Origin of the sequence: Pseudoalteromonas byunsanensis (genome assembly GCF_001854475.1) — a bacterium.
Classification (GTDB): Bacteria; Pseudomonadota; Gammaproteobacteria; order Enterobacterales; family Alteromonadaceae; genus Pseudoalteromonas; species Pseudoalteromonas byunsanensis.
Genome location: NZ_MNAN01000034.1, coordinates 243,075 through 262,289, shown reverse-complemented (window position 1 = coordinate 262,289; position 19,215 = coordinate 243,075). Strand labels below are relative to the sequence as shown.

The window sequence follows — 19,215 nt, the reverse complement described above, 5'->3', positions numbered from 1 at the left end:
CTAAAAAAGATTAATTGCGGCCAGTTTATCTAAATGAATAGCGCTGTCAATGAAAAACCCATAAAAATCATATGGTTAAAAATTGATTATAATTCGCATTACAGTTCATTTTTGTATCATTATATGGATTATCTTAGTTTCGGCGTTTGGCCTTGAGCGCTGATGCATCTCAAGGCCTTGTTGGTGAGTTAAGCATGCTTTAAATGAGTATATCGATGCCTTGAAAATCGGCTATATAGCACGGGAAGCACAAAAAGTGTGAGGCACGTAGAGCTCACTAAGCCACCAACTACGACGCTGGCCAGTGGCTTTTGGATTTCTGCGCCGACGCCATTTGCCAGCAGCATTGGTATTAACCCAAATGCAGAAGTTAGGGCGGTCATCAGTACCGGTCTTAGTCGCGATGTTGCACCATTAAAGATAGCGCGAGACTCAGTTTGCCCCGTTCGTATTCCTTGATTGATACTCTCAACCATGACCACTCCATTTAACACGGCTACGCCAAACAAGGTGATAAAACCCACTGAGCTGGGAACCGAGAGATATTGCCCACTGATGTACAGCGTAAAGACCCCTCCTATAATAGCCAGCGGCACATTCAACAGAATGAGCATAGCTTGACCTACTGAAGAGAAAGCGAAATATAATAATAGTGCTATTAATGCGAGTGCCAGCGGTACTACGACACTAAGTCTTTGTTGGGCCCGTTGTTGGCTTTCAAATTGACCACCAATGACGACAGAATAGCCGGAAGGTAAATCGATCATGGTATCAATATTCGTTTTGATTTGCTCTACAACACTCCCCATATCTCGGCCTTGAACATTGGCTTGGATCACCACGGTGCGTTGCACGTCTTCTCTGCGCACCAGCGGGGGGCCAGATTGCATACTTACGTCAGCAACATCCGCCAGTTTTACCCATGCGCCATTGGCTGCTAATAGCCTTAACGACTTTATTGTCGCGACGTCTTGCCTAAAAGACTGGTCAAGGCGCACGTATATGTCATAGCGCTCATTGCCATCGATGACTTGTCCTGCCAAGCTGCCACCTAGTCCGTCTTGTACTACATCCATTATTTGTGAAACTGATAACCCATAACGAGAGAGTTGTTGGCGATTGGGGGTAACAACCAATTGTGTTTCCCCAACTATCTGCTCAAGCGCGACATCAGTTGCGCCGTCTATCGTTTTTACTAGCTCTTCAATTTGTTGACCTTTTTGCGTCAGAACATCTAACTGTGGGCCAAATACTTTTATAGCTAGTTGGGCTTTTACCCCAGATAGAAGTTCATCTACTCGGGTCGCAATTGGCTGAGAGAAATTAAAGAGTAAGCCAGGGTACTCTTCTAGCTTTTCGGCCATCAGGCTTTGCAATTCAAGTCGACTTGAAGCGCTTTGCCATTGTTGTTTAGGTTTTAGACCTATGTAAATTTCGATATTATTGACGGGCTCAGGATCTCCGCCCAACTCAGGTCTACCTATGCGGCTCAATGCGTAAGTAACCTCGGGGAAAGACATCAATTTTTGTTCTAGCACAGGCGCGACATCAAGCGCTGTTTGTAAACTCGCTGAAGGGGCTAGAGTCACTCTCAGATTAATCGTGCCTTCTTCAAGTTCGGGCACAAATTCGGTTCCTATTTTTGGTAGTGTAAATAAGGCTGCGCAAAACAACACAATAGCACTACCAACAACAAGGCCACGCCGTTGCATCGCTTTGCTAAGTAGGTATTGATAGCCTTTGTCCAATGGGGCAAGAATGATGCTTTTTCTATTACTGACTGGATATTTGAATAGATAACTTGCTAAGGCGGGGACAATAATAATAGCGACAAAAATAGCGCTAACAACGGATAGAATAATACTGATGGCCATAGGTTGAAAAAGCTTAGCTTCAACACCTTCAAAACTAAACAAAGGGGTAAACACTAGCAAAATAATTAGCGCTGCGAAAAACACTGGTCGGGCTACTTCTTTACCTGCCTGCCTAATGACTTCACTATTAGTTTTTGAAGTGTGTTGATTGAGCCGTTTAACCATGTTCTCTACCATCACAACGGAGCCATCGACTAGCATACCAATGGCAATCGCAATACCTCCCAATGACATTAGGTTAGCTGACAAACCAAACCATGCCATACACATGAGTGCTAAAGCGATAGCAACGGGAATAGAAATAAGAACTAACAAAGTGGCACGTAGACTCATTAAAAATAGGCAAAGGATAACGATAATGAGTATCAGAGCAAGTAAGAGAGCCTTCACAACGGTACTGAGCGCCTTTTGAACTAAGTCAGCTTGATCATAAAATGGAGTCAATCGGACGCCATCTGGTAAAGCTCGTTGAATAACATCAAGCCTGTTATTGATCCCATCAATGGTCGCTTTAGTGTTGGCCCCAATACGCTTGAGTACAATGCCTGTTACAACTTCACCTAATTGTTCGACGTTACCTTGTGCGTCACGGCGTGTCATGGTGACGGCACCTTGGCGAATTTCGCTTCCTAATTGAATGCTTGCAACATCAGATACAGTAATAACGGTGCCATCAATACTTTTTAATGGCACTTGCGCAATCTCTAAAAGTCCTTGCTCACCACTTGCGTACCAGCCCATACCACGGATAACTAGCTGCTCTTGACCGCGATTCATATACCAGCCGCCAACGTTTTCGTTGTTTTGTTCGATTGCATCAATGACGTCTTGTTGGGTGAGCGAGTAGGCGAGCAATTGAGTAGGGTTGATGTTAACTTGGTACTGTTTTACCTCCCCACCAAAAGATAACACATCCGTGACACCGTCAATGGGCATCAGCAGTAGCTTTACAACCCAATCATTAATGCTACGAAGCGCCATCGTATCAATATCACTATCAGGCTCTGCGATGAGTAAATACTGGAATATTTGTCCGAGCCCCGATGTATTTGGCCCCATTTCCGGTGTGCCAAGTCCTTTCGGGATGAGTTCTTTAGCGCTTTGTAGGCGTTCAAAAACTTGCTGTCGAGCGAAATAGATGTCTGTTCCCTCTGTAAATACGATGGTGACACCGGATAGACCCGTTTTTGATACAGAGCGTACTTGCTCAACATTTGGCAAGGCATACATAACAGCCTCAATGGGATAAGTGATGAGCTTTTCAACTTCTTCAGATGCAAGTCCTGGAGCTTGAGTATTGATAGTAACCTGAACATTTGTAACATCAGGGAACGCATCTAGATTGAGTTTTGGAATTGTCACTACAGCCGCACTTAAAGTGACAAACAGCGCCAATAAGACTAATACTCGATTGCTAACTGACCAATCTATTAAGCGATTAAACATGGTTCTTACCTCGCTTAATGGTTGTGTGGGTCAAAGCTGCTTTTTGCGAGCTGTGAAGATATAAAAAATGCGCCTTGAGTTACAACATTTGTACCTTCAGGAACACCGGTGATTTCTATTTGATCGCCAAAAGCTCTGCCTCGCTGCACCTCAATGGCGGTAAAGTGGCTTTTTTCATCAGTGACAAAAACCTGCCAATCTCCATCTATGCCTCGTACCAACGCGGTTTCGGGAACCGTCAAGACAGCCTCTTGTGTAGGCAAAATAAAATAAACATTCACAAACATGCCAGCGTGAAGTTGGTGATCTTGATTATTTACCTGAAGCCGAACATTGCGAGTTCGGGTGATTGGGTCAATGGTGTGTGATTCTTGAATAACTTTTGCAGGATAGCTTTGGCCTTGCAGCTCAACAATAACTTGACTGTCTAGGCTGATATGCTGACTGTCGTTTGCAGACAGGCGCGCCTCAACCCATAAGTTTTGTTCGTTTGCCAGTAGCATAAGAGTTTGTCCTGTATTGACTCGTTGCCCTTGAGCAAAATCATCTTGTAAAACGACACCTGATATTTGTGCGTATAGGCTGTACTGACCCAGCTCGATATTTGATTGGTCATCAAGCTTATGGATTGCTTGTGGGCTTAACCCCAAAGCTGTGAGCCTGCCTAAATCAGCAAGATAGCGTGTCTTTGCCTGAACGCGCTGACTATCGCTTAGTGATTGATCTGTCAAATTCACAATACGTTGCCACTGGCTTGCTGAAACCATGTAATCAGCCTGAGCTTGTGCCATTGTCTCGCTGTAGAGGGTGATTAACTTGTCTGCGACTTTTACACGTTCTCCCAACGCGGTGTGACGGGTAATAATGACAGAGTCTGTTCGTGGTGATACGACATAGCTGGTGTAACCGTTTTCTTTTAGTTCACCAGGGGCGTAGAGTTTTTGACTAGGTTTATGTTTTTTTAGTTTGCTAATGCTTACTTTTGCAAGTCGTTGCTGAGCCGCGGTTAATGTGAACTGTGTTGTTTGCCCCTGTTCAGAGTGTGTATCAGCATCGAACGCAGAATCATCATGATGAGTGTGAGGCTCTTGCGAGTGAGCAGTATTGATGAGCAGTAGTTGGGTTAATGACAAACAAATAGCGCCCACGAGGTTAAGTTTACGCATAGTAATCTCTTATCTATATAAATAATGTTTAGAGCACCCAAGGCACGCGCAAATCGAGGCAGTGCCTCATGGTTTCATACCGTGGGTGAATTTAAAGCAGGTCCATAGGACCCCAAAAAGATAATGAGATTAAGCTTTAGGAGGTTTAAATTGTGCTTCGTGTCTGTGAATAGTGTACGAATCAGTTTGCGAATAGTCATTTAGCGCAAGCTCGAAAGGCAATTGATAAGTTGGCTTGCTAATGTACCAACTTAGATGACTACCACTGCAATGGCCGCAGTGATGACAGTCTTTGATATCATGTCCATCCTCATCGTATAGCTGTGTGGCTGAGCTATATTGCTTTGTATTAGCTTGCTCGGCATTACGATGCTCGGCATTACGATGCTCGGCATGGACATGTTCTGTTTGTAAGTGTTCAATGTCAATTTGATGAGTTTTAGAGGCAGACGCAATCGCACTGACTGATTGCAAAGCAATCACTAGTGTAATGATTATGCTGATAAATACTCTCAAATTTATGCCTGTCTGTACCAAAATATTGATAGGGGGCTAAGCTAACAAACATTGTAAATGGGGTCAATGTATATGTCTTAGCTATATGAGTCTCAAGTTTTAAGGTTTAGTTCCAGATATGGCTATAGTGAACTTATTTTTAAGATACACTGGCATTATTATGAATGAGCTATGATGTGATTATGTATTCTCCTGAAGTATGTCAAAAAGCCAGAAAGAGTCGTGACCATCGCTTTGATGGGCTGTTTTATGTTGCAGTTAAAACAACAGGTATATATTGTCGTCCCATTTGTCCTGCCCCTGCGGCTCACGAAAAAAATGTAGAATATTACGAACATGCACACAATGCTGCAGATGCGGGATTTCGCCCTTGTATTCGCTGCCGTCCAGACTCGGCACCGGGCAGTTATGCGTGGCTAGGAACTCAGACAACCGCTGTGCGAGCTAAAAAGTTGATTGATGAGGGAGTATTATCTAGCCATTCAGCGGCACACCTGGCAAACCGCTTAGGGATCACGCAAAGATATTTAAATAAATTGTTTGTACAGTACTACGGCACGACACCCAAGCAGTATGCACTATATAAACAATGTGATTTTGCTAAACAATTATTGCAACAAACAAAGTTACCCGTGGCTCACATTGCTTTTGCTAGTGGATTTAATTCGCTACGTCGCTTTAATGATGCATTCGTTCGATTATTTCAGCTAACACCTAGCCAACTCAGAGGGGAATGTGAACAGGTACAATCACACATAACATTGCACTTACCATTCAGGCCCCCATATAACTGGGAAGTGTTACAAGACTTTTTGTCTAAGCGGCTAGTTGAACCCATGGAGTGGTTGACACCCAAGAGCTATGGTAGAACCTATCAACTGGATGCTTATGATGGCGCATTTGAAGCATATTTTGATGAGGCTAATCATAGGTTTAAGGTCGAGATCACGATCAATGACATAGCAGGGCTGCATTTGGTCGTCAGTAACATCAGACGGGTATTAGACTTGGATGCGGACCCTAACTTTATTTATCAACATTTATATCAATCTTTACCAGAATCATTACAACTGACAGAAGGTTTGCGGCTTCCTGGCATCTGGAGTGAATTTGAAGCGGGAGTACGAGCTGTGTTGGGTCAACAAGTCAGCGTTGCAGCGGCCAAAAACTTGTTGACGACGCTGGTTAATGAACTTGGGGGGGGCAATCATTTGGGGCAGCGATTATTTCCTTCCCCTGAAGCAATGGTGAACTGTGAGTTTGCATTTTTTAAAATGCCACAACGACGTAAAGAAGCATTGGCTTTCCTCGCACAACATTGTCAACAAAATCCACTTAGTAGTGAGCTAGATGAATGGTTGACGATTAAAGGAATTGGTCCATGGACTGTCGATTATGCAAAAATGCGTGGACAGAGTAACCCTGATATCTATCTAGGCTCAGATTTAGGCGTCAAAAAGGCTTTCGCTCAATGTGAAACACTGGATACTGAGCAATGCGCTCCGTTTCGAAGTTATCTAACATTTCAACTATGGCAACAACTATGATTTATCAACACACCATGAATACTCCCATTGGAGCTCTCATTATTCAGGCTTCGCAATACGGTTTAACCTACGTTGGGTTTAAGCCAATAAAACTGCACGATGAACAGCATAATACTCATACAAAAATCGCATTAGAACAGCTAACAGAGTATTTTTCTGGGTCTAGATACGAGTTTGATGTGGCGATAGATGTGCATGGCACTGAGTTTCAAGAGTCTGTTTGGAAAGTACTCACAACAGTAACATATGGTGATACGAATACTTATAGTTGGATGGCCAATTGTCTGGATAACCCAAAGGCGGTAAGAGCGGTTGGTAGCGCAAATGGTAAGAATCCCATCAGTATTATTGTGCCATGCCACAGGATCATAGGTGCAAATGGTACATTAACAGGTTATGCAGGTGGTGTGGAAAAAAAAGCATGGTTACTAGAACATGAGCAGCAAAATAGAAAAACTTAGATATACTTAACAGCAAGTGAATGAATGTTGGGGAACGAAGGATTGCTAGTGCGCTGGATTTTTTATAGTTATTTGTTACTGAATATACAAGCTTTATATGCTCAGACTTTGACCTTTTGCTACGAGGATAAAGAGCTGGCCCCTTCATATATGGGCAAAGGACTGGAGGTTCCCTCAACAAATCCGGGGGCGAGTATTGAAGCATTGCAAGCGGTTGAGAAGAATATCAGAGGACTCACCATTATTTTTGTACGTCAACCGTGGCAACGTTGTTTGCATGATATTAAGCGCAACAAAGTGGATGCGGTTATAGCGAGTTATGTTAAAAGTCGTCAGGAGTACATGACTTTTCCCACAGGCGAAGAAGGGCAATTAGATACCACTCTTGCTATTAACAAGTTGGGGAGATGTTTAGTTGGCAGTCAAGCGTTTATGTCGCAACTGGACAGTAACGAAGGTACTTTTAATCTTGCCATTCCAAGAGGGTATTCGTCAGCCGAGAGAATATCAGACTCTCGTTTTACAAAAGTTGACACTTTATCGCAAAGAGATGCTTTTGATTTGGTGAGCAAAGAAGTCGTTGATGGTACGTTTGGACTGTGTATGATAAACGGCGAACAAGTGAGTGCTTACCCCTATGCTGATGTTTTACAAGCAAAATATCCGCCTTTTGATATTAGCTATGGATTTTTGGCATTTTCTAAAAATTTCTATTTATATAACAAAGAGCTGGCTGATCAGCTGTGGGGGGAGTTGGCTAAATTTCCATTTGCTGAAGTATACATGAGATATCTAAAGGAGAATGAAGCGCAGCAAGCGAATGATTCTTCTAACACAACCAGTTCACAGTAACGTAGTAAACCAAATGAACTTTGGGTAGACTAACGGCTTTTCAAGCTTTAAGACACTCAAATGGCACAACTTTATTTTTATTATTCAGCAATGAATGCTGGCAAATCAACCACTTTATTACAGTCTGCATTTAATTATCGTGAGCGCGGCATGACACCGTTCATTTTGACTGCGGCGATTGATAACCGAGCTGGAGTAGGTAAAGTAGCTTCTCGCATTGGTCTTGAGGCGGATGCTCACATTTATGATACACATACCGATCTTAAACATTTGGTTAATGAGCAGCATAGACAAGAAAAGATAGATTGCATTTTAGTAGATGAGTGTCAATTTTTAAGTAAAGCACAAGTCAGTGCATTGACAGATGTTGTGGATGAATTACATATTCCTGTTCTATGTTACGGTTTAAGAACAGATTTTAGAGGCGAACTTTTTGAAGGTTCCCAGTACTTGTTGGCTTGGGCGGATAAGTTAATTGAGCTCAAAACGGTATGTCATTGCGGACGAAAGGCCAATCGAGTGCTGCGCACCGATGAGCACGGTGTAGCAATAGCTGATGGAGCGCAGGTTGAGATTGGCGGTAATGATCGATATGTTTCAATGTGCCGTGAGCATTATAAAGCTGAATTAATAAAGGTCACAAAAAGCTAGCGCTAGTCAATTTCATATTTATTAAGTAAAGGAAATGATATGGCAGGGGCAAGTTTACTTTCATTGTTAGATGATATAGCCACATTGTTGGATGACATTGCGCTAATGAGTAAAACCGCGGCGAAAAAAACTGCGGGTGTATTAGGCGACGATCTTGCTCTCAATGCTCAGCAAGTGACTGGTGTATCTGCAGACAGAGAATTACCTGTCGTGTGGGCTGTCGCCAAAGGGTCTTTTGTTAATAAGCTAATATTAGTACCCGCAGCACTTTTGATCAGTGCTTTGATGCCATTTCTAATCACGCCTTTACTAATGTTAGGTGGAATATTTTTATGTTTCGAAGGGGCTCAGAAGGTAGTTGAAAAGCTGTTTCACAGTGAGCAACCACATGACAGTGAAGCAAACGCCTTGATTGTGGACAGAGTCAACTATGAGAAAGACAAAATCAAAGGCGCAATTAGGACTGATTTCATCTTATCAGCTGAAATTATCGTCATATCTTTAGGTACTGTCGCAGCGCAGAATCTGACAATGCAGCTAAGTGTTTTGAGCATAATCGCGGTAGCTATGACAATCGGCGTGTATGGTTTAGTTGCACTTATTGTTAAACTGGATGATATTGGACTCTACTTACTCTCAACTCCTAATGTGAAAGGCTTTAAAAAAGCGCTGGGGTCTTCACTGTTGGTTATTGCTCCTAAATTGATGAAAGTCCTAGCGGTAGCCGGTACGATAGCCATGTTTATGGTTGGAGGTGGGATCCTTACTCATGGCTGGCACAGCATATCACTCTGGATTAACGCCCTTAGTACAGATATTGCAGCTGTAAGCTTCTCATGGTTGGAATATATACTGCCCAGTGTGCTAAGCGCATTATTTGGCTTAATCGCAGGAACGGCGGTTGTATTGTTGGGTATGATTGCCGCTAAGATTAAGCCCAAATCTTCATGAGTGTAGGCGGTAATTGTACCGCCATAAACTGCGTTTATAGGTGTTTTTTAAACCAATAAATGAGTTCTTTACTGACCTCTTCTTTATGTTTCGTAAGTCCATGATTATCATTTGGATACACAACAAACTTATGTGGGATTTTGTGTTTGGATAAAGCAGCAGCAAAGTCTTCAGAGTGCTTGAGTGATACGCGTTTGTCATTTGTTCCATGTAAGAGCAAAATTGGAATATTTGGAGATAATTGTGTGACCCACTTCAATACTGATCTCTTATCTAACTCTGCTTGTTTGTTTTCACGGTAATTTGGAATTCGTTTTTCATACACCTTTTCCATTACAGGGCGGTAAGTTAAACCTTTTGATAAATCAGTGCTTCCTGCAATAGTAGCAATAGCCTTGATTTTTGTGCTTTGTTTGACAGCTAAGTGTGTCTGCATAGCGCCACGGCTTGCCCCAAACATGCCTATTCTATTTGGGTCGGCGCTTTCTATTGAAGGTATAAAATCTAGTAATGCGATGACATCTTTTACGTCTTTACCTCCAAATTCATCCAACGTATCTGATCTTGTATAGGTACCTCGGTATTGACTGCCTATGATGATAAATTCTTCTTTAGCTATTGGAAATAAACGGCTCATCATGGTACCAAAAACCACCCCTCCAAAATTACCATTTCCGCCTCGGTTATAGATAAGTACGGGTAATTTATTTTCAACGACTTTTGGCTTGATGACGTAACCTTTGACTATGTGGGAGTCAACCTCATATTCAAAGGTGCTGCAATCCAAACTACTTTTAAATTGTTGGTATTTTTCTTTACCGAATAGGGAGTCAAACCGAGACAGTTTGCTATTTACTATATCTGCCGACTTACTCCCTTTTTCATATTTCTGTTTCATTTGACCACGCCACGAGTCGTAATCAGCGAAGACCCAACTGAAACAACTTTTTTCATTTTTTACTGCTTGATGATCAATTAAGTTAGACGCGTGAGAGGAAAGTGAAGTCAACAAAAGTGGTAAAAATAATAGATGCTTTTTCAAAACAACTCCTTTGTGTTTGCGGCGTACATTCGGTGCTATGTATGGAAGTTTAATTTAAATATTTAACGATAAATAATCTAAGTAGCTAAGCGAGAGACACAATATACGAATCAAGTTTGGCCCTTATATGGTAACATGCAAAGGGGGTTATGCCCTTTGGTATTTTACATCTCGTAAAGCGTTTACTGTGGTCATCTGTACTCTCTGTTGGCACTGTCCACCTCACCATCCGTGGCTATCAAGTAAAAAGTCTATTATATAGCTAATACACTGTTACTCTGGTTGCGTTATCAATATCTCCAAGCCAAAAACCGGCTAATTTTTTGACCTTGAGCCATTTTCACAATTTTGATTTCTTTGGGTTGTTGTTTTTTAAGTGTTAGCTTTAATGGTGACAAATTATCTTTATTGGAAACTAGGCAGGTAAACCAACCTACCTGTTCAGCATAATCCTTACTTTCACGGATCATAGTTTTTATAAACCGTTTTTCACCTCCATCACACCAAAGTTCCTGACTTTGCCCGCCGAAGTTCAACGTGCTTGTTGGCTTTTGTTTGAGGTTTTGCCATTTACGGTTTGTACCTTGCTCAGCATCCTTTTGGCTTGCGTGAAAGGGTGGATTACACATGGTTAGCTCAAAGTATTGATCTGGCTTTATTACGCTATGGAAAATATGTTCTGTGTTAGGCTGTTGAATCAACTTAATGTTGAGATCATTCGCTTTAGCAATGGCTTTGGCGCATTTTAGGGCTTCGAAGTTGACATCAGATGCTGTGAATTGCCATTGATACTCTGCTTGGCCTATTAAGGGATAGATGAGATTGGCACCGGTACCAATATCTAATACTTTTACAGATGAGCTGGATAAAGCCATTTGAGTATTGGAACGGAGTAAATCTGCCAAGGCATGAACGTAATCCGCTCGTCCAGGCACAGGTGGGCACAAAAAGTCTTTTGGAAGTGCCCAATATTTTACACCGTAATAGTGCATTAGTAGCGCTTTGTTGAGGCATATTAGCGACTCTCTGGCACTGAAGTCGATACTGACATTACCTTTTACTGTGGTGATGAGGTGATGCGATAATTCAGGTAACGTGGCACAGAGTGCTTGAAAGTCGTAACCATGGCGATGTTTATTTCTACTGTGCATTATATCTCAGTGCTTTGAGGTAATTGGCCGTGCATTATATCGCTGACACACCATGAGTGACAATTATGCATGCACTTATGTTTGCATTGCGAGTCTGATTTTCTACTGGTAGGATGAGTCAATAAAACAACAATTAGAACTCGTTATGATCGAACAATGCTCACTGTTTGTGCCGTTGAGTGAAGAACAATCGTTGCATCTGAGATATATAGCTCAAACTGGTAGCAAAGGACCAGCTGTGTTTTTTATGCACGGTGCAGTTGAAAATGGCAAAATTTTTTACACACAGAGTAATAAAGGCTTGGCACCATTTTTAGCTTCTCAAGGCTATCGTTGTTATGTTGCCGATCTTCGTGGTAGAGGTCAGAGTTTGCCAGCTATTTCTGCGCATTCACAGTATGGACAAACTGAATCCATTTTAGAAGATATACCTGCGATGTTGGCACATATCGAGCAGCACAGTGGAGAGTTTCCTCGCTTTTGGGTTGCTCACTCATGGGGGGGAGTGCTGATGAATAGCTATTTCGCTCGTTTTCCATCACAGGTGGAAAAGGTGGATGCATGTGTTTACTTTGGCTCAAAACGCAGTTTACACAATAACCATATCAGTAAGTTCTTTCAAGCCAACTTGATTTGGTATGGTCTTGCTCCATTGTATGCCAAAAAACATGGATATTTACCTTCTAAAGCGCTTAAGTGGGGAAGTGACGACGAAACAAGAAAGTCACATCGTCAGGGTATGGAATGGGCGAAACGTAAGCCTTGGATTGACAGTGACGACGGCTTTGATTATGCAGCCACACTCAAAAATATGCGCCTACCTGCAACGTTACATATCGCTGGCGTAAAAGATAAGGCTCTAGCTCAGCCCATAGATATAAAAAAGTTCATGGAAGAGTCGGGTGAGGGGATTCAACAGCTTAAGCTGTATGGCCGAAAACATGGTCACCAATATGATTACGGCCATATCGACATGCTTACACATAAACATGCAGTGCAAGATCAGTTTAAGGACCTGCTAGATTGGTTTGCTCGTTATTCTCGTCATTGAGCAGCTCAGACATGCTCTTTTGGTAGTGGTGCCAGTTAGTCAATGGTGCTTTACTTATCGGCTTACGTACTTGAGCTTTACTTAACGTAGAGACGGATCGTTTATCATGATAGTACTCTAAACATTCAGGCTCGAACTCTTGGCCTAAAAAATGTAGTGTTTGATTGAGCGCTTTTGCAGGTTGCTTAAGTAAATCCTCATAGCTCAAAGTAAATATATTTTGTGGAATGTATTTTTTGAAGTGTTCCATCATATCAATTTGCGCCTGAGCATATAGTTTAAATTCGCTTAGAGAGCAAAAATAGGGTTCGTTCGCGTCAAAATGATTGCTAAATACAGACCAAGCAGTGGCGCCAAAATTGCGAGTTAAATGAATAAAACGAGCATTTGGAAAAATTTTATAAATCATACCAATATTCTGAAAGTTCGCGGGCAATTTGTTGATGACAACTTCGTCACCTATACGCATACCTTTGATTTCATCAATATACAAGTTGCGGCAGTAGTCTAGTACAGAAGTACTCAAATTCGATACGCAAAAAGGAAAAGGGGCGCTAGCGCGTTTGGCGAGAAATGGCACTATTGTGTCACTGAGTACTGTGCACTCACCGATTGAGCCTATATTGCTATGCTGTACCAACATTTGCTCAAGTAGAGTTGAACCTGTTCTGGGTAAGCCAACTATAAATGTAGGTGTAAACGTGGTCGTTACTATATTAGTCGGTTGATTAAAATAGTCGTCTGAAAAATGCTCTCTAAGTTGGGCAAAGAATGGCAGCATATCTTTGGTCCTAAAGTCACAAAACTGTATTTGTGTGTCATTTGCCATCTTAAATGCATCGAATGCTTGTTGGTAATTACCCAAACGATGCTGACATTTGCCTAATGCGTAGTAAATCACCATTTTTAACTGCTGATCTTTGCCATACTTCTCTAACAGCTGCTCTAGTTTAGCGACATAGGACGGTAACTTAGACGTTGCTGAAAGTTGTGATGTTTCATAAATAATATGAGGGGTGACAGGTTCGTCCTCGCATGAGACACCCTCTTCAAATGTTCTTCTGGCGTTTTCTATAAATCCGTGGTCCAGATAAAATTGACCCAGTTCATAGTGCGCGCGTGCGCTGGTTCTTGCAACGGATAGGGTATATTCCAATACGGTTTTGGCATCGACAGCAGAACCGACGATAACAAAGCAATTTGCGAGGGTGAATAACGGGTCTAATTCTTTAGGCAGGTTTTCACATGCTCTTCTTAAATAGTAAATTGCGCTGTCATAGTCAGCGAGCTCAATACACAATCGCCCTAAACCAAACAAAGCGTGACCATTATTGTTATTTTCTTTAAGAACTGCTTTAAACATAAACTCCGCTTCACGAAGCCTGTTTTCTGCTAGTAATTCATTGGCTCTTTGGATCAGTAACATGTTTTGACTATTTCTGACTTCATATATTTAGATGATAAAAACAAAAAGGCGAAATAGCCAATGCCATTTCGCCTTTACTGCTGGGTTACAGTAAAAATTTAGAACGTGTAAGTTGCTTTCACGTAGTAGAAGCCGCCGTTGATTCCGTACGGAGACGTCTCGTAGTATTTACCACCCCAATTGTTATTAGGAATACCTGTGGCTTTTTCAAAATCAAGTTTTTCTGGTTCTTGATCGAAAATGTTGTTCGCACCAACCGTTAAGCTAATGTTCTCAGTTGCAAAGTAAGTTACCTCTGCATCAAATGTTACTGAAGGATCAGCCATGATTGCAGTTGCATCATAATCAACGTGAACACCTTGGTACTCACCGAAGTAGTTATAACGAACAAAGCCTGTAAAGTCTTCCCACTGTTGCGTCCACGTTAGCGTAGCACGGTGTTGTGGTAAGTCTTTTTCAAGACGTTGAACTTTGAACTCACCAGTGATTTCAGAGAATCGGTCAACTTCAGTTTCATTCCAGTTATATGCGAATGCGAACGTAGAATAACCACCTAGCATATCCATTGAGTAGTTAGCTACAACGTCAACACCCTGAGTCGTTGTATCGAAGTCATTGGTAAAGAAGCTAACCTGAGCAATGCTGTCCACGTTTGGTACACCATCCGCTTTAAGAGCTGCTTTTTGCGCGGTAGTTAAGTCGATTTTATCTGATTGACTGATACGATCTTCTACTTGAATGTTGTAGTAATCGATAGTCATGAACAAATCGCCAGACTGATATACCGCACCGAATGTGTAGCTTTCTGATTCTTCAGGTTGTAGTTCACTACCACCAAGAATTTGTGATACTGGGTTTGTAGGTGGTAATAGTGCTGAGTCTACCAATACACCGCTGCTTAGGTTCGTTTGAACGTTACTTACGTTTGCTTGACCTACAGTAGGTGCGCGGAAACCAGTACTGATTGAACCACGGAATGACAAGTCATCAGTTGCTTGGAATTGACCAGTGATTTTGAAGTTCGTTGTTGAACCAAACGAGTCATAATCTTCATAACGTAGCGCCCATCCCATTAAGAACTCTTCAGTAAATGGTGTTTCTACGTCAACATACGCTGCGTAGTTACGACGCGTAAACTCACCCGCTGCTGAAGGTTTGAAACCAGGGAAGCCGTTTGAACCAATACCAAAGCCTAGTGAAGTTAATGGACCTGCGATGAATGAAGCTTCGTCACCTGCGATTACTTCGAAGGTTTCTTCGTGCCACTCTAAACCCCCCGCCACGTTTACATCGTAAGCTAGGCCAAAGTCATAACCCTTGGAGATGTCAGCGTTAAAATTCTTTTCAAGTTGAATGTATTTTCCTGGACTGAACTCCATTGGAGTATCAGGGCCCAATGACGCATTAATGGTGTTGGTCATGAAGTAACGAGACTCGTTGCGGCCAACTGAACCACTTAAGTCATAGTAAGCGCCTTTCATAAAGCCATCTCTGATTTCACCTTTTGTACCAATGGTTAAAGATGTATCAGTGATATTACCGCCGAATGTTGGAGTGAATCCAGCAGGTAGCATTTTGTTGAACGCGAAGCAATTCTCGTTGTTCAATACTTCTTGGTAGCCAGGCTGGTTTATTAGGTGCTCACCAACTGGGAAAATAACTGTTGGACATCCGCCAGTACCATCTGAAGTTAGGTCAGCGACCAGCCATTGACGGTGGCTATCATCATCATCGTCATTTATTGTGCCATCGCCGTTAGTATCTACTAGTTTCAGTGGGTTAGCATATACGCCTGGACGAGTTTCAGGGTTACGGTAGTAGAAACCACCTTCAACATCACGCTCTGAATAGTTACCAAACATATAGAATTGAGAGTCATTAGAAAGGTCAAGACCTACGTTTCCGAACAAAGAAATGTCGTCTTTTATCTCTGGCGCACCCCAAATTTGTGCTGGGTTTCTTACACCCTCTATTCCAAGCTCTGTAAACTTAGCTGCATCAGGGCGCTGTACGCTTCGACTTGTTGCATCTGCATTTTTATACTGGAAGCTTAGGTTAGCAAAGCCATCATCGGTAAACGGTAAGCCGATATTACCTTCGAATGTAGTCGTATCGCCATCACCTTCAAAATATTGTCCTTGCTTAACAGAGAAACTACCGCCCTCAGAAGCATCTTTTAATACAAAGTTGATTACGCCGGCAATCGCATCTGAACCATACTGAGCGGCTGCACCGTCACGCAGTACTTCAACTTGTTTCATTGCAATACTTGGAATAACTGAGATATCAGGGCCTTGTGCACCATCATTGATACCACCACCTAAGAAGGCGATAACAGATGAACGGTGACGACGTTTGCCGTTTAGTAGTATTAACGTACTGTCAGCAGGTAGACCACGAAGGTTTGCTGGACGTACCAGTGACGCTGCATCACTGATAGGGTTTTGGTGAACGTTTAGAGAAGGTACTGAACCTTTAAGAAGCTCTAGCATATCATCGCCACCGGCCTTACTTAGTTCATCTCCACCGATAATATCGACAGGTACTGGTGAGTCACCAACTGAACGAGGTGCTGCACGCGAACCAACGACCGCTATCTTCTCAATCTTTTCTTTCTTTGCGCCTTCCTCTTCTGCATATGCAGTTGTAGATATCATACCTACAGACGCCGTTGATGCGATAGCATAAGTAATTGCACGACTAATCGCGTTTAATTGTAGTTTCATCCTGTTTCCCCAGTTTGATTATTGTTGTCATAAGCTTTCAAACAAAACTCATGTTTGCTTTTTATCGCAACTTATATATACATATCATTAACTTGTGATGCAAACATTCTTTGCACCCGCTTTAACCGTAGCATTGATTTAAATAAAGGCAAATTTTTAAATAACTTTTCTTTAAATGCATCAAATATCGGTGAATTAGCGCAGATATGGGGTGGGGAACAAGGTAAAAAATAAATTATTAATTTAATTCGTTTGCTTGTTTTTTGTCCGCTTGAGGTTTCTCTTGGTGGTATTTTAACCAGGCTTGTCTTTTTTGTCGGTACGCGTCCCACACACAGGGGCAGCAACTACCGCCACCACAACATTCATCAGATTTTGGTTTTCTGGGTTCTTCTAAAAAGGTGATCTTGGGTTCGCTTGACATAGCAGTTTTGATTTAAGACTAAAATCACATAGTACCATTAATTAAAATTTTGCTAAACTCGGGGCAACGAGTTTTATTGATGGCACTTTTTATGAGGCTTATCAAGGTAGTACACAGAGCACCTATTAGGGTAGTTAAGATCTCAAAACGCCGACAGCAAATGCGTTTACGCCGTGCAATGCTTGAGCTCAAACTAGCTTTATCTCAAGAAAAGCAAGAAACCAAGGAAATGCTTGATATCTATAAAAGGTACAGTACAGGCAAAGCACAAAAAGAAGAGCTTAAAGTCGCTAACAAACAATTTTTCGATCTTTTAAAAGGGCTAGGGTTAGGTGTATTTGCATTATTACCATTTGCGCCAATAACAATTCCTTTGATTGTAAAACTTGGCCAATGGGTAGGTGTTGATGTTTTACCAAGCTCATTCTCCTCTACAAATAAACCTTCACGTAAATGAGTGATTTACGTCTCGTAACTTGTTATTCTTAAGTTAGACTTTATACAGGTACGGGACAAATTATAATGCGCGGATTACTCCTTCAAGCAGACTCAGGCATACCTATTCATTTCATTCTTAAGTCACAGTTAGATGATTGGTTAGATAGTCAGCCTGCAATAGCTCAAGCTGTCATCACATCAGCAAAAACAAGTAACTCTAAACTGTTCCTGATCCCAGATATTCAGAACAGTGGCCTCTCAAGCGTTGTGTGTTTGGTTGATTCTTTAGATTCAATGTGGTTAGCAGGCGATCTTGCCAAGCAGTTGCCAAAAGGCGTTTATCAATTGCAAGGTGATGAAGCGTTTGTTGAGCGTCAAGCACTAAGCTTTGTATTGGGGGCTTATCAGTTCTCAGTCTATAAGTCGACGGCTAAGGTTGAGGCTCAATTAGCACTAGAAGATAGCGCCATGTTGGAGCGTGTAACGCAAAGTGCTCAAGCAATTTATCTGGTGCGAGATTTAGTCAATACCCCAGCTGTGGATATGATGCCACAGCATTTGGCGGAGACTATGTCTGAGCTTGCTGAGCGCTTTGATGGTAAATTTAGCCAACTAATTGGCGATGAGCTGCTGGAGCACAACTATCCAACTATTCATATGGTTGGTAGAGCAAGTGACAACAAACCTCGCTTGTTAGACCTTGTTTGGGGCGATGAAAGTCATCCTAAATTAACGCTTGTAGGTAAAGGTGTATGTTTTGACTCGGGTGGTTTGGATTTAAAACCAGCTTCGGGTATGCGAAATATGAAAAAAGACATGGGCGGCGCAGCACATGTTATTGGTTTAGCACAAATGATTATGGCGGCTAATTTACCAGTAAGGTTGCGTGTAATGGTACCTGCGGTAGAAAATGCTGTCTCTAAAAATGCTTTTAGGCCCGGAGATGTAATAAAAACACGCAAAGGTATAACTGTAGAAATCGATAACACCGATGCAGAAGGACGTTTAGTTCTGTGTGATGCTCTGGCCGAAGCACAAAATGAAAATCCGGATTTATTGATCGACTTTGCAACTCTCACTGGTGCATGTCGTGTAGCATTGGGCACCGAGTTACCTGGTTTCTTTTCCTCGGACAACACAATAGCAGCACACTTGGTTGAGTATGGCATGAAAGCACAGGATCCGGTGTGGCAATTACCGTTATTTGATCAATATAAAGAACTGTTTAAGAGTGATGTGGCAGATATTGCAAACTGTGGTTCATCGCCCTTTGGTGGTGCTATAACCGCGGCACTCTATTTAAAAGAGTTTGTGCAACCCGAGCAAACACCTTGGATTCATTTTGATGTAATGGCTTGGAACGTACGCGCTTTACCAGGACGGCCAGTTGGCGGAGAAGGGCTAGGTTTACGTGCAACTTTTGATTATCTAGTTAACCGTTATCAAGGTTAACTTATCATATTCAAAGCAGGCCTGAGCAGGGCCTGCCTTGT

General features: G+C 42.1%; 16 protein-coding genes. 8 read left to right on the top strand and 8 right to left on the bottom strand.

All coding sequences use genetic code 11. The annotated features are described in order from the left end of the window. Positions 1 to 188 precede the first annotated feature (188 nt). From BIW53_RS15520 to BIW53_RS15510, 3 genes are all read right to left on the bottom strand, one after another. Positions 189 to 3,320, bottom strand: coding sequence for an efflux RND transporter permease subunit (locus BIW53_RS15520; RefSeq protein ID WP_070992947.1), 3,132 nt, complete (start codon positions 3,318 to 3,320; stop codon positions 189 to 191). 14 nt (positions 3,321 to 3,334) lie between these two features. After that, a complete protein-coding gene (locus BIW53_RS15515; protein WP_070992946.1) occupies positions 3,335 to 4,486 on the bottom strand; it encodes an efflux RND transporter periplasmic adaptor subunit in 1,152 nt (383 codons plus the stop codon). 129 nt (positions 4,487 to 4,615) lie between these two features. Beyond that, positions 4,616 to 5,002, bottom strand: a complete 387-nt coding sequence (locus BIW53_RS15510; protein WP_070992945.1) for a hypothetical protein — start codon at positions 5,000 to 5,002, stop codon at positions 4,616 to 4,618. A 182-nt stretch (positions 5,003 to 5,184) separates the two neighbouring features. Between BIW53_RS15510 and BIW53_RS15505 the strand changes: the two genes are divergently transcribed. The 5 genes from BIW53_RS15505 to BIW53_RS15485 are packed head-to-tail and all read left to right on the top strand — an operon-like array spanning position 5,185 to position 9,464. Next, a complete protein-coding gene (locus BIW53_RS15505; RefSeq protein ID WP_070993074.1) occupies positions 5,185 to 6,549 on the top strand; it encodes a DNA-3-methyladenine glycosylase 2 family protein in 1,365 nt (454 codons plus the stop codon). Continuing rightward, on the top strand, positions 6,546 to 7,010 hold the full coding sequence (locus BIW53_RS15500) for a methylated-DNA--[protein]-cysteine S-methyltransferase (RefSeq protein ID WP_070992944.1): 465 nt from the start codon (positions 6,546 to 6,548) through the stop codon (positions 7,008 to 7,010). Before BIW53_RS15505 ends, BIW53_RS15500 begins: the two co-directional genes overlap by 4 nt. A 48-nt stretch (positions 7,011 to 7,058) precedes the next feature. Beyond that, positions 7,059 to 7,862 carry a type 2 periplasmic-binding domain-containing protein gene (locus BIW53_RS15495; RefSeq protein WP_070992943.1) on the top strand — a complete coding sequence of 268 codons (804 nt, stop codon included), beginning with the start codon at positions 7,059 to 7,061 and terminating at the stop codon, positions 7,860 to 7,862. A gap of 60 nt (positions 7,863 to 7,922) precedes the next feature. Beyond that, a complete protein-coding gene (locus BIW53_RS15490) occupies positions 7,923 to 8,513 on the top strand; it encodes a thymidine kinase (protein WP_070992942.1) in 591 nt (196 codons plus the stop codon). Between the two features lie 39 nt (positions 8,514 to 8,552). Further along, entirely contained in the window at positions 8,553 to 9,464 is a 912-nt protein-coding gene (locus tag BIW53_RS15485) for a DUF808 domain-containing protein (protein ID WP_070992941.1), read from the top strand. A gap of 34 nt (positions 9,465 to 9,498) precedes the next feature. Here the strand turns inward: BIW53_RS15485 and BIW53_RS15480 are convergent, their stop codons facing one another. Together BIW53_RS15480 and rlmF are read right to left on the bottom strand one after the other, a co-directional pair. Next, positions 9,499 to 10,506 (bottom strand): alpha/beta hydrolase family protein, encoded by a 1,008-nt coding sequence (locus tag BIW53_RS15480; RefSeq protein WP_070992940.1) that lies wholly within the window; start codon positions 10,504 to 10,506, stop codon positions 9,499 to 9,501. Between the two features lie 290 nt (positions 10,507 to 10,796). Beyond that, positions 10,797 to 11,657, bottom strand: a complete 861-nt coding sequence (gene rlmF, locus BIW53_RS15475) for a 23S rRNA (adenine(1618)-N(6))-methyltransferase RlmF (RefSeq protein WP_070992939.1) — start codon at positions 11,655 to 11,657, stop codon at positions 10,797 to 10,799. Positions 11,658 to 11,802: 145 nt separating this feature from the next. Here rlmF and BIW53_RS15470 point away from each other — a divergent pair, with 145 nt between their 5' ends. Then, complete coding sequence (locus BIW53_RS15470) at positions 11,803 to 12,708, top strand: alpha/beta fold hydrolase (protein ID WP_070992938.1); 906 nt, start codon at positions 11,803 to 11,805, stop codon at positions 12,706 to 12,708. Here BIW53_RS15470 and BIW53_RS15465 read toward each other — a convergent pair. From BIW53_RS15465 to BIW53_RS20570, 3 genes are all read right to left on the bottom strand, one after another. Next, the gene (locus tag BIW53_RS15465; RefSeq protein WP_070992937.1) at positions 12,665 to 14,134 is read right to left on the bottom strand and encodes a tetratricopeptide repeat-containing sulfotransferase family protein; all 1,470 of its coding nucleotides are present in this window, start codon (positions 14,132 to 14,134) and stop codon (positions 12,665 to 12,667) included. The two genes, BIW53_RS15470 and BIW53_RS15465, sit on opposite strands and share 44 nt — an antisense overlap. A gap of 98 nt (positions 14,135 to 14,232) precedes the next feature. After that, the gene (locus BIW53_RS15460; RefSeq protein WP_070992936.1) at positions 14,233 to 16,860 is read right to left on the bottom strand and encodes a TonB-dependent receptor plug domain-containing protein; all 2,628 of its coding nucleotides are present in this window, start codon (positions 16,858 to 16,860) and stop codon (positions 14,233 to 14,235) included. Between the two features lie 238 nt (positions 16,861 to 17,098). Beyond that, positions 17,099 to 17,284: an oxidoreductase-like domain-containing protein gene (locus BIW53_RS20570; RefSeq protein WP_084228185.1), complete on the bottom strand. Its 186-nt coding sequence runs from the start codon at positions 17,282 to 17,284 to the stop codon at positions 17,099 to 17,101. A 91-nt stretch (positions 17,285 to 17,375) separates the two neighbouring features. On the opposite strand from BIW53_RS20570, the gene BIW53_RS15455 reads away from it, so the two are divergent. Then, complete coding sequence (locus BIW53_RS15455) at positions 17,376 to 17,741, top strand: hypothetical protein (protein ID WP_070992935.1); 366 nt, start codon at positions 17,376 to 17,378, stop codon at positions 17,739 to 17,741. Positions 17,742 to 17,806: 65 nt separating this feature from the next. Next, positions 17,807 to 19,174 (top strand): leucyl aminopeptidase family protein, encoded by a 1,368-nt coding sequence (locus tag BIW53_RS15450; RefSeq protein WP_070992934.1) that lies wholly within the window; start codon positions 17,807 to 17,809, stop codon positions 19,172 to 19,174. The last annotated feature ends 41 nt before the right edge of the window (positions 19,175 to 19,215 follow it).

Excerpts from the sequence above, each read along its gene's own strand:
- BIW53_RS15505 (WP_070993074.1), top strand. The coding sequence starts at position 5,185 with ATGTATTCTCCTGAAGTATGTCAAAAAGCCAGAAAGAGTCGTGACCAT.
- BIW53_RS15455 (WP_070992935.1), top strand. The coding sequence starts at position 17,376 with ATGAGGCTTATCAAGGTAGTACACAGAGCACCTATTAGGGTAGTTAAG.
- BIW53_RS15515 (WP_070992946.1), bottom strand. The coding sequence starts at position 4,486 with ATGCGTAAACTTAACCTCGTGGGCGCTATTTGTTTGTCATTAACCCAA.
- BIW53_RS15470 (WP_070992938.1), top strand. The coding sequence starts at position 11,803 with ATGATCGAACAATGCTCACTGTTTGTGCCGTTGAGTGAAGAACAATCG.
- BIW53_RS15450 (WP_070992934.1), top strand. The coding sequence starts at position 17,807 with ATGCGCGGATTACTCCTTCAAGCAGACTCAGGCATACCTATTCATTTC.
- BIW53_RS15520 (WP_070992947.1), bottom strand. The coding sequence starts at position 3,320 with ATGTTTAATCGCTTAATAGATTGGTCAGTTAGCAATCGAGTATTAGTC.
- BIW53_RS15465 (WP_070992937.1), bottom strand. The coding sequence starts at position 14,134 with ATGTTACTGATCCAAAGAGCCAATGAATTACTAGCAGAAAACAGGCTT.
- BIW53_RS15500 (WP_070992944.1), top strand. The coding sequence starts at position 6,546 with ATGATTTATCAACACACCATGAATACTCCCATTGGAGCTCTCATTATT.
- BIW53_RS20570 (WP_084228185.1), bottom strand. The coding sequence starts at position 17,284 with ATGTCAAGCGAACCCAAGATCACCTTTTTAGAAGAACCCAGAAAACCA.
- BIW53_RS15490 (WP_070992942.1), top strand. The coding sequence starts at position 7,923 with ATGGCACAACTTTATTTTTATTATTCAGCAATGAATGCTGGCAAATCA.
- rlmF (WP_070992939.1), bottom strand. The coding sequence starts at position 11,657 with ATGCACAGTAGAAATAAACATCGCCATGGTTACGACTTTCAAGCACTC.
- BIW53_RS15460 (WP_070992936.1), bottom strand. The coding sequence starts at position 16,860 with ATGAAACTACAATTAAACGCGATTAGTCGTGCAATTACTTATGCTATC.
- BIW53_RS15485 (WP_070992941.1), top strand. The coding sequence starts at position 8,553 with ATGGCAGGGGCAAGTTTACTTTCATTGTTAGATGATATAGCCACATTG.